The 9,490-nt window shown below is 28.9% G+C and carries 14 protein-coding genes; all 14 read right to left on the bottom strand.

Annotated features, from left to right (window positions below):
• Positions 1 to 17 precede the first annotated feature (17 nt).
• Entirely contained in the window at positions 18 to 548 is a 531-nt protein-coding gene (locus A5816_RS15895) for a hypothetical protein (protein ID WP_086311738.1), read from the bottom strand.
• 11 nt (positions 549 to 559) lie between these two features.
• Positions 560 to 967: a hypothetical protein gene (locus A5816_RS15900; RefSeq protein ID WP_086311739.1), complete on the bottom strand. Its 408-nt coding sequence runs from the start codon at positions 965 to 967 to the stop codon at positions 560 to 562.
• Between the two features lie 15 nt (positions 968 to 982).
• Positions 983 to 1,159, bottom strand: a complete 177-nt coding sequence (locus tag A5816_RS16430) for a hypothetical protein (RefSeq protein ID WP_179189745.1) — start codon at positions 1,157 to 1,159, stop codon at positions 983 to 985.
• Between the two features lie 53 nt (positions 1,160 to 1,212).
• Entirely contained in the window at positions 1,213 to 1,401 is a 189-nt protein-coding gene (locus A5816_RS15905) for a hypothetical protein (RefSeq protein WP_086311740.1), read from the bottom strand.
• Positions 1,402 to 1,413: 12 nt separating this feature from the next.
• Positions 1,414 to 2,448, bottom strand: a complete 1,035-nt coding sequence (locus tag A5816_RS15910; RefSeq protein ID WP_179189746.1) for a hypothetical protein — start codon at positions 2,446 to 2,448, stop codon at positions 1,414 to 1,416.
• Positions 2,449 to 2,471: 23 nt separating this feature from the next.
• Positions 2,472 to 3,041 carry a hypothetical protein gene (locus tag A5816_RS15915; RefSeq protein WP_086311742.1) on the bottom strand — a complete coding sequence of 190 codons (570 nt, stop codon included), beginning with the start codon at positions 3,039 to 3,041 and terminating at the stop codon, positions 2,472 to 2,474.
• A 16-nt stretch (positions 3,042 to 3,057) separates the two neighbouring features.
• Positions 3,058 to 3,303 (bottom strand): helix-turn-helix transcriptional regulator, encoded by a 246-nt coding sequence (locus A5816_RS15920; protein ID WP_086311743.1) that lies wholly within the window; start codon positions 3,301 to 3,303, stop codon positions 3,058 to 3,060.
• A complete protein-coding gene (locus A5816_RS15925; RefSeq protein ID WP_086311744.1) occupies positions 3,293 to 3,586 on the bottom strand; it encodes a helix-turn-helix transcriptional regulator in 294 nt (97 codons plus the stop codon). The genes A5816_RS15920 and A5816_RS15925 overlap by 11 nt, the downstream gene beginning before the upstream one ends.
• Positions 3,587 to 3,633: 47 nt before the next feature.
• Positions 3,634 to 4,845 carry a RepB family plasmid replication initiator protein gene (locus tag A5816_RS15930; protein WP_086311745.1) on the bottom strand — a complete coding sequence of 404 codons (1,212 nt, stop codon included), beginning with the start codon at positions 4,843 to 4,845 and terminating at the stop codon, positions 3,634 to 3,636.
• 433 nt (positions 4,846 to 5,278) lie between these two features.
• Positions 5,279 to 6,670, bottom strand: coding sequence for a PASTA domain-containing protein (locus A5816_RS15935; protein WP_086311746.1), 1,392 nt, complete (start codon positions 6,668 to 6,670; stop codon positions 5,279 to 5,281).
• Between the two features lie 424 nt (positions 6,671 to 7,094).
• Positions 7,095 to 7,550, bottom strand: a complete 456-nt coding sequence (locus A5816_RS15940) for a hypothetical protein (protein WP_086311747.1) — start codon at positions 7,548 to 7,550, stop codon at positions 7,095 to 7,097.
• Between the two features lie 19 nt (positions 7,551 to 7,569).
• On the bottom strand, positions 7,570 to 7,845 hold the full coding sequence (locus tag A5816_RS15945; RefSeq protein ID WP_086311748.1) for a RepB family protein: 276 nt from the start codon (positions 7,843 to 7,845) through the stop codon (positions 7,570 to 7,572).
• A gap of 11 nt (positions 7,846 to 7,856) precedes the next feature.
• On the bottom strand, positions 7,857 to 8,675 hold the full coding sequence (locus A5816_RS15950; protein ID WP_086311749.1) for a ParA family protein: 819 nt from the start codon (positions 8,673 to 8,675) through the stop codon (positions 7,857 to 7,859).
• Between the two features lie 72 nt (positions 8,676 to 8,747).
• Complete coding sequence (locus A5816_RS15955; protein WP_143354121.1) at positions 8,748 to 9,095, bottom strand: hypothetical protein; 348 nt, start codon at positions 9,093 to 9,095, stop codon at positions 8,748 to 8,750.
• Positions 9,096 to 9,490 lie beyond the last annotated feature (395 nt).

The following is a 9,490-nucleotide window of genomic DNA, read 5'->3' on the forward strand; positions in this document are numbered from 1 at the left end:
GACTATTATCAATCTACTCATACTTCTAACACCTCTTCATTAACGACTATCACTCTTTTTTTCTTAGCTAATGTTTTATCTAAACAAATTATCTCTGTTTCTCCTCTGCGTAAGAACAAAGCTAGACAATCATGTTTTTTTATTTTATATTCCATAATTTCATTCACTTTTTTTCTTTCAGCAAATTCTATTGCTGTTTTTAAATCAAGTGTATAGCTGATCCAATCATTTTCATCTTTTGAATGAGCCCGATATACAGTAAGCTTACTAGGCAAATTTTTAAAAGCAGTTAATTCATCAGGTTTCATCAAACTTATTGCTTTATTCAGCCTTTTTTCACTAAATAATTTCTTCCAACTAGAAATAGGAGCATAATCAGAACTTTTCACCCACATAGTAGAAAGTAAAAACCAATAAGCATAATCACTTAATTTATCCGCTACTTCTTGGAATACTTGAAGTTTTTGCTCTGCTTGAGTTGTCATAATAATGGAGAGCAATCTAGCATCTTCTTCGTTATACTTAAAGCTAGTCGAGATATTTCTCATGTTAATTTCTCCTAACTAAACAAATCCATAAAAGCTTGAATAACAGCTATAAATTCTTCATCATTATTTATATAGCTTGAATAATAACCTGCAAAGTAAAGAGTTATAGCCATTGATATAGCTTCTAAAACAGAATTATAATCGTCTAAAACAACATCATTTTTTAAATTTGATAAAATCATCTTCTGATTGTCATTTAGATTTATTTCATCATCTACATAAACTTCACATCTATCTAAATCTAAAATAGAAACAAAAGGTGATTCAATCCCTATTTGAAAACCGTTGTTAGGTTCCTTCTCATACTCTCCATAAGTTAAGCGCTTAATTAAATCTGTTCTGATAAAAACTTTAGGATTATCACTTTTACATATAGTATCTAATTCACTGTTATAAACTCTAGTATCTAGTTTTCTCATGTTCTTGACACCTCATTACCTAAAAGTTGTTCGTATTGTTTTGTCGTTTTCTGCTAATTCATCTAATAATTCAGAAACAGTAACATTTCTTTTTCTTCGTTTAGTTTCTTCTTTTGCTCTGTTTTCTAAATATTCAATCGTTGTATTTCTTAACGTAACAAATTTTCTTTGTTTATCTTTAGCTATAGTCATATTATTCACCCATAGAGGTGTAACACCCTAAGTTTTAAGATGTTACACCCTTACTAAATTAAATTTTTGTTTATTAAATGAATCAGTAATAAAGAAACATTTAATATATCTTGTTCCAATATTTCAGCAACTATTGTAGGTTTAATACCTTGTTTAAAAAGCGAACGTGCTCGCTTAATTTCTTCATAAGTCCAAATAAATTTAGCCTCTTCAAGAATAATGATAGGATCATTCGCTCTCAAAATATCACGTCCTTAATGATACGTATTCATTTCTGCCATTTGAAACTCTTGATCTCCTATAGTGTGTATTTTCTTTTTAACTACTCCTTTAGATGCTAGAATTTCAAATTCCGGTACTTCTTTTCTAAAATAAATACCATCCGTTCTTATAAACAATAGGTCATATTCACTATTTACATATTTTTGTTCAAATCTAATCATCATATCTCTAAAAACGCCTGCTACCATAGATGAAAGCGCTCTATTATATATTGGGAAGCTGAATACTTTTTTTCCATAATCTCCTAGTTCTAATTTTCCTATTTGTCCGTAAAGGTTATTACGCATTTTTTTATATGTTTTATTTTTTCTAAAAGCTTCTATATCTTTTAATTTATCCACTCTTTGAAAATAGTCATCTAACATTCCCTTTCTGGTTCTAAACATATGACCGTCAGTAACTTCTAATTTTTTTACATTATAAAAATCAAAAATTAATTTCAGTTCAATTTCACTTAATATTAGATTTCTAGCACTTAAAACATCACCATAAAGACTAAGCATTGATCCTTTTTTTGCATAAGTACTTTCTTTTCTGATAGCTTCTATATCCATTTGTATAAACCAAAATGTAGATAATTCACGATAAGGGTGTTTTGAAGGATTCGCTTGATGTTCGCTCATTCTACCCAAAACTTTATCTGTAGTAGGCTTGTTTTTTAGATATGTGTTTGAAGGTAATTTATAGATTCTCATGATGTTTGTATAAGCTTCTGTAAAATCATACTCGATCATTTCAGCATTCATAACTAGCTTATCTGTGTTGTATTTACATAATGAACTTGATGCTTTAAAAGAGTCAGCTTCTGGATAAAAAGGTATTTTTTCGGGATCATCCCAACCAAGATATTTAATTTGAGACTGCTTATTATTTTTCCATATGTCTTTCAATAGAAATAGATTAGCATTATAAGCATCCAGCTTTTTCTTAGTTAAATATTCCAACCCCAATACTTTTTTTAATTCAGCTTGTAAATCATCGGCTATTTTTTTATCTTCTTTACTCATATCTATTTCCTCCAAACAATTCTTTAAGAAGCGAGATCATACTTTAACATGCTCATTTCATTTATAAGAGCTTTTAAATTCATACTTAATTCATTTTGATATTGCTCAATCATGTCAGATTCTTCACGCCTATTTCTTCCACGTGCTTTTCTAAACATAAAAATTTCAATACCATCCGCCGCTCTACAAAAATCAATAAGTTCCTCTAAAGTTTCAAGAGAATCAAGCAAATAAGGATCAAATCCCTTAGTTCTACTTGTTCCGTATTTTTCAAACATATCATAGAATCCGCCAATATCTAGTTCAGCTTTTATTTCTGATTTATACTTTTCAACAATCCGATCATATCTTTCTTTTATTAGATCATCTAAAGTTTCGTTAGAAAAGTAATCAACTTTAGTATTAAAAGCCTTCTCATAAGCTTTTGCGCCCCACGGATTATTGTAGGAGCTGCCGCTTTTTTCTGCGGCAACCTCCTTAACAAAAGCTTGGTAAATATCACGTCCATTGATATTCCCTTCTTTTACGATAAATCCTCTGGCTTTAAAATCTCGATAACGCCTAGAGGCTTCTCTAAAAATACTTTCGTTCATTATCTTACTCTCCTAACTACATTAATTTTTGATGATCCTTATTGATCCAGATACTTTGAAATGGAAAGATATCATAAATAGAAACTCTCAAAGCACTACTAATAGCATAAGCTGTTTTTAGAGATGGTAGCCTATCGCCTTTTTCTATTAAGATAATAGTTTGTTTAGATATTCCAGATCGTACGGCTAGCCTTTCCTGACTCATCCCCTGATTCTTTCTAATCTTGCGAAGATTATTGGTAACAACAATTTTATTTACCATTTGCGTTCTCTCTAGTAGTTTTCATATTTTCTAATGATACAACTACTTTTGTTTCTAATTTCTTATCATTTAAAATACTTTCAACTGGGAAAACATCATAGATAGAAACACCTAAAGCTTCGCAAATGGAATAAGCATTTTTTAAAGACGGAATATGATTTTCATTTTCTATTCTTTGAATTGACCGCTTATTAACACCGCTTAATTTAGAAAGTTTACTTTTGCTTATTTTTTGACTTTCTCTCAAATATCCCAAATTATTTTTTATCAATTCGCCCTGCATTTACAAGACTCCCTTCATAATATTTATAGGGAGCCTACCTTGTTCAATTAATTCAAGAAATTCGTTTTATCTTTTAAATAATTTGAAACGGTAGTACGTAAATAAGCAACAATATCATTTATTCCACTTACAGGATGATCTTTATATTTTGATACATGTTCAATATGTTCTTTAACAAGCTTCATATCTGAATTTCCTTTTAAACTGACTTTTGTTTTAAGTTCATCATATAAAGGATATAAATCAGTTTGTAGTCTATCCATCAAAGAAACGTCCATAAAGTCCAAAGGTCCTAAAAAACGATTTTGGAACAAAATTTGAGTATATTCACTAGCCATAGCATCAGCGGCATTAACCTTACGCTGTTGTTCTCTTTCTTCTTTTGTCTGTCTAGGTTTTAAATCATCAGAATTTTTAGGCATATTTTTGAAATTATCATCAATAAAAAATTGAATGCTTTCAATATTTCTTCCTTTCTTAATCTTTTCGTATCTAATAAATATTGAAGTATGTTCATTTATTTCTTTAGTAGAATGATTTAATACTCGACCTTCAAAATCGCTAAACTTTTTATATTTATCAACAGTTTCAGTTAATCTTCTGATTTCAGAAATTGTAATAATAGGATTTTTACACTTCTTATTTTTATATTTTTTGTACTTGCTATAATTCATCATTAACCATCTATAAAGTACTATGCTGTATTTACTATCTAATCTACTAATTTCTTTAGCACTATATTTTGTATAGTCTGATGATAAATCTATCAAGTACGGCATAATATCGTCAGAAAATTTTATAGATACATAATTATCTGTTTTTCTCCAAGTTGCTCTTGAAATTGCAGCAACTATATCTCCTTCTTCTTCAGACTTAGAAAAATCAAATATTAAGTCACCTACAAATTGTTTTATCATACGCTTTAAATACGCATATTTATATTTATCATTATTAAAAAAACTCAATAAAACATTCTTATCAATATAAATTGTATTGTTTTTTGGTGGTTCTAATGGATTTATAATTGATACAGCTATCTCAAAAAGTTTTAGTGTTGTAGCTCTTCCTTTAGGTATAGCTTTTATCAAATCGTTACTTTCATGGTTAATAGCTTTATCTAAATCTTCCATTTGAATTATAACCGCCTTTTGTGATATAATTTCTTCATCAGGGGTGACACTTCTGTCATCCTCTTCATTATCACAAATAAAAGCTATTTTCTGAGAATTTTGTTCATCAGAAATAGAAGATGAGACCATAGGGTATCCTCCTTTCTTTCTATATTTAATTCATTTAAATTTTTCTTGCCGGAAAAATTAACGAGAGAACAAGGTGAGCTCCCTATGGTTTTTATTTTACCACAAAACAACGACTCGTCAACAAAAATATCGCATTTAATAAAAAATAATGGCGCAACAACAAAAAAAACGGCGTTTAATAGCACATTTTGTAGTTGTATTAAGCACATTTTGTCGGCATATTAAGCACATTTTGTCGGCATATTTTCTTTTAATCCCTTGAGACTCTAAGGTTCATTTTTTCTAAAATAAATAAAACATTAAAATTGATAAATAAGATAAATATATAAAAGGGGAGTGCGCTAAGGCGCCTCCCCTGTATACATATTTTTTTCAAAAATTGATGAAATTCAAAACACAATCCTAAAAAAGTAATTCTATTTATTGAATAGTGTTACTTTAAAGTATTAGGATCAGGTCCTTTAGAATAAATAACTCTTACAATATCTCCTTTTTTTATTTCAGTACCAGCAATTGGCTCAGTTCGTATAACTTTATCCTTTTCTATATTACTAGAATATTCATAAGATTCATTACCGATATATTCAGCATTAATATTGCTTAAATATATACGTGCATCATCTTTTGTATAATTCTCTATATTTTCCAATATATTTTTACTGCTTAATTCAGGATATTTATTTATTAAATTTTGAGCAGTTTCTGCTATTTGAGAATTAGTTGCATTTCCTGCATTAGCTGCTAATATTTCTTCATCAGAAATACTATTTAAAACATTAGGATCTAGATTTTGATTTTTAATCATTATATTTCTAACTTCATCAGCTTGTGTTTGTGTAGCTGTATCAATTGGAATCCAATCTCCCATCTTATAAGGAGGAACAAATCTACTAGATTCTTCCAATTCTCCATTTTTGTTTATTCTAAAAGCATCTATAGCATCTGTCTGTACATCAGTAGGATTAACAACAATGTTAATTATACCTTTTTCAGGCGTATCTCTATTAATAACTATTTCATAAGGATGTTTCTGTGAAGCATTTTTCCATTTGTTATCAACAATATTAGCTACTTCACTTCTAATCTTTTCATCACTTATATTATTAGAATTAACTTGTGATTGACTTGAAAAAGATATATCATTAGCAGCTAATGTGCTAGATGTTGATGTTTGAGTAGGTTCATCTAATTCAAAATTGTTAGGAACATCCCAATTCTTAGATAGCAATGTCTTTTGTCCTGATGATATTTTATATAAATCCCCACTTGAATCAATTAAATAATCATTTACAGGAGTTCCTCCAGATGATACAGATATTTCTAATTCACTATCTTGATTAGGTACTATACTAAAATCATAAGCACTTGATCCAGAAATATTAGGATTATCCTTTTTCATATGATAATAGACCCATTTTTTAACCTGTTCTTGTGTTAATTGCTTAGTATCAATATTATTTCTAGGATTACTATCAGAAGATATATTAGTGCTGCTTATTGCTGCAGCGTTGTTGCTAATAGTAGATTTATTAGAAAGATGTTGATTATAGAAAAAGAATCCTACAAAAGCAGCAACAGCCATAACGATAAATAAGAGAATAAATGCAATAATTTTATTTCTTTTTTCTTTTTTCTCAATCTCATCAAGCATAGATTGTAATTCCGCTTTTACTCTTCTATCTGTTGCTTTTGCAATTTCAATACGCAATAGATGTTTTCTGTCTTCATTTTTCTGTGCTGCAAGAGCGGCAGCGATTCGATTACTAGCATTATTTAGTTCTTGTTGTCTTTGAAAATCATTTTGCCAATTATTATTGTTATACATTAAAATTCGCTCCTCATATAAGAATGATATATTTTAATTTTATCAAAATAATTAGCTTTTTACAGTAAACAAAAAGGACCATAAAAAAAGAAGTCAAGTATTTATGATATAATTGGATCGCTGTCTGCTACCCCGGCTATTCTGGCAAGGGGAGGAGGTTGTCGTCTTGAATTTCTTTGTTAATTTTATTTTTGCAATTGCGGCAGAAGTAGCAGCCCACTACATCTGCAAATGGCTTGATTGCAAAATTGTCAAAAAAGACAGCAAGTCTACCCGTTAATCTGAATAGAACGTAAAAGAAGAGCACTAGCCAGCCCGCTAGTGCTCTTTGGTTATCCTCTTGAATTTCTTCTTCTTTTAAATATTAACATGATTGTAAATATCAGTCAAATTATGATATTTGAAAAAATAGTTGCCCTATCTGTTAAAATATAATATTTATTGTTTTAAATCCAGCTTTTTTAAGAGGTTTATTTATAATATCATCATATAATTTTAAATTATATTTTAAAATATGGAACGAGGAAGAATAATCTGGACTAATAGCTTCACTAATATCGTCATACATATCTTTGTCATAATGTGTTCTATATATAATATCATCATCATAGGACATAAAAATCCTAATAAATTTAACGTACGTTTTTCCTGCTCCTCTACCCTTACCGATTAAAGCATTATCATTACCTCTTAAATAATCAATTTGCCAATCATATAGGTTTATATTTAAAGCTTTATTAATTCTATCAATTGTTTTAGAATTAAAAGTCTCATGCAGTTTTACTATTTTTAGTACATCCAATCTTGCTTTTAGATATGGTGCAGCATCTGTTTCTATATAAGCAGGTTTTTCATCTGATTTTTGTTTAAAATCATCCATGACAGTTTCCCCTCCTATCTTATAAATCAGCGTTATCAATCCAAAATTCAATTAATTCTTTCATGCTAACATTTGATTTTTTAGCTAGTTTTTGTAATTTATCTTTGTTTTTTATGCGTATAAATAAAGATTCTTCTTTTTCTTCTTTTTTTGCTTTTGGCATAGGGATGTTGCTTTTTTGTTGATGATCTACAGAAATTTCTTTTTTTCGTTGTTCTTCGTAAAGAGTATTTTCCTTCTCTACAGATTCATTTAAATTATTGGGTTGTTTGTTGAATTGTGTAAAATCTGGCATTATATTCACTCCTATTTGTTATCTACTAAATCGGTAATCTTTTTAAATAAAGATTCAATATTATTATAAAACTTAGTCTGTTTTTCTTTTTCTGATGCTGTCATTTGATCTCTAGCAGAAAAAATATCTGTATTTTCCATTAGGCTATTACCTATTAGAGTTTTTCTAGGAACTAATCCAAGATAGCGATCATGATCTACAATAGTATCTAAAAACTTCTTGCTGACTTTATCAACATTATTCCCTACAAAATTAATCATATTAGCTACTAAATAGCCTTCTGTAGTGATGTAACTCTTTCTAGAAATAACGTCTATCAGTTCTTCTTTTAATCGTTCAATTGTCTTTATAAGCTGTTTCCATGCGCGATATCCATTTTTAGATGGATCGCACACAGCCAGAACAATATCAGAAACAGCAATGCAATTACAAGTAACTAAACTATCATCATTGTGTGTATCTATCAAAATATAATCGTATTGATTGAAAGTGTTTATATGATCTGCAATGTACATAAAAAGAAGCATACAATTATTTTGTTTTGATTTGATATCTAAACTGTCATCATTAGCTAAAGGCGAGCCCGGAATCAAATCAATGTTTGTATCTACATTTAAAATGTTGACCTCTTTTTTATTGAAAATGTCAGCAATAGAAGTATTATATCCTGTGGTTATAGCTTTAGGAAATGAAAGCGTTAAATTGCAGGAATCATCACTATCAATTAGTAAAACCTTTTTATTTTCTCTGGCAAGATAATAGGCATAGTTATATACAAATGAACTTTTACCAGTACCGCCTTTATCTATGTTAACTGTGATTGTCTTCATTTTCTATCCCCTTTTTATGATATCTAAATATATATCTTTTAATATATATATTTAGATATCTATTTAGATATATTAATTAGCGTAATCAATTCCGATAATACAATTATCGTATAAAAATCGTTTGATTTTTGAACTATCAGCAGTTTCATAATATTGAATCATCAATTTGTTAAAACGGCGTATATGCTTTTCTTCAATGATAAGAACACCAATACCGTTTTCTATCATGAATTTATTTGTGCAGATTAACGAAGTTCTTTTATTACCATCCCAAAATAGCTGAGCTCTGCAAGAATATAAGAAATAATCTAAGGCTTTTTCTGTTAAAGAAGTATTTCTAGTAAATATAGAATTAATTTTATTTTTAACAGACTCTTTATCAGGTATTTTAGGAACATAAAATGAACCGCCAATGCTCACAGAACCAGTTCTAAGAGTGTTAACCATAGATTGAGGCAATTTCACCATATGTGACTATAGAATGGATATTAGTAATGTATTCTATAGTTAGAGAATCGCTCATAGTATCGAAAATAAATTTCCAAGCATTTCTCAAATTTATTACTTTTTGAAATTCATCAACAGATAATCCAGAAACGCTCATTCCTTCCATTATGGTTTTAGTATCAGGGAATGTGATATTTATATTTTCTAATCGAGCTTGATTATAAATATTTTCTACGAGTGTTTTTTTAGCTAAGAAAATACTTTCATCAATTTTTAAATTATATTATCTTTATACAACGATAGCCCTCCTTGAATATTAATATATATTTCAATATATCTACATATATATATTAACATATATACAGAAA

Origin of the sequence: Enterococcus sp. 3G1_DIV0629, assembly GCF_002141285.1 — a bacterium.
Classification (GTDB): domain Bacteria; phylum Bacillota; class Bacilli; order Lactobacillales; family Enterococcaceae; genus Enterococcus_B; species Enterococcus_B lactis.

Excerpts from the sequence above, each read along its gene's own strand:
- A5816_RS15895 (WP_086311738.1), bottom strand. The coding sequence starts at position 548 with ATGAGAAATATCTCGACTAGCTTTAAGTATAACGAAGAAGATGCTAGA.
- A5816_RS15900 (WP_086311739.1), bottom strand. The coding sequence starts at position 967 with ATGAGAAAACTAGATACTAGAGTTTATAACAGTGAATTAGATACTATA.
- A5816_RS16430 (WP_179189745.1), bottom strand. The coding sequence starts at position 1,159 with ATGACTATAGCTAAAGATAAACAAAGAAAATTTGTTACGTTAAGAAAT.
- A5816_RS15910 (WP_179189746.1), bottom strand. The coding sequence starts at position 2,448 with ATGAGTAAAGAAGATAAAAAAATAGCCGATGATTTACAAGCTGAATTA.
- A5816_RS15915 (WP_086311742.1), bottom strand. The coding sequence starts at position 3,041 with ATGAACGAAAGTATTTTTAGAGAAGCCTCTAGGCGTTATCGAGATTTT.
- A5816_RS15920 (WP_086311743.1), bottom strand. The coding sequence starts at position 3,303 with ATGGTAAATAAAATTGTTGTTACCAATAATCTTCGCAAGATTAGAAAG.
- A5816_RS15925 (WP_086311744.1), bottom strand. The coding sequence starts at position 3,586 with ATGCAGGGCGAATTGATAAAAAATAATTTGGGATATTTGAGAGAAAGT.
- A5816_RS15930 (WP_086311745.1), bottom strand. The coding sequence starts at position 4,845 with ATGGTCTCATCTTCTATTTCTGATGAACAAAATTCTCAGAAAATAGCT.
- A5816_RS15935 (WP_086311746.1), bottom strand. The coding sequence starts at position 6,670 with ATGTATAACAATAATAATTGGCAAAATGATTTTCAAAGACAACAAGAA.
- A5816_RS15940 (WP_086311747.1), bottom strand. The coding sequence starts at position 7,550 with ATGGATGATTTTAAACAAAAATCAGATGAAAAACCTGCTTATATAGAA.
- A5816_RS15945 (WP_086311748.1), bottom strand. The coding sequence starts at position 7,845 with ATGCCAGATTTTACACAATTCAACAAACAACCCAATAATTTAAATGAA.
- A5816_RS15950 (WP_086311749.1), bottom strand. The coding sequence starts at position 8,675 with ATGAAGACAATCACAGTTAACATAGATAAAGGCGGTACTGGTAAAAGT.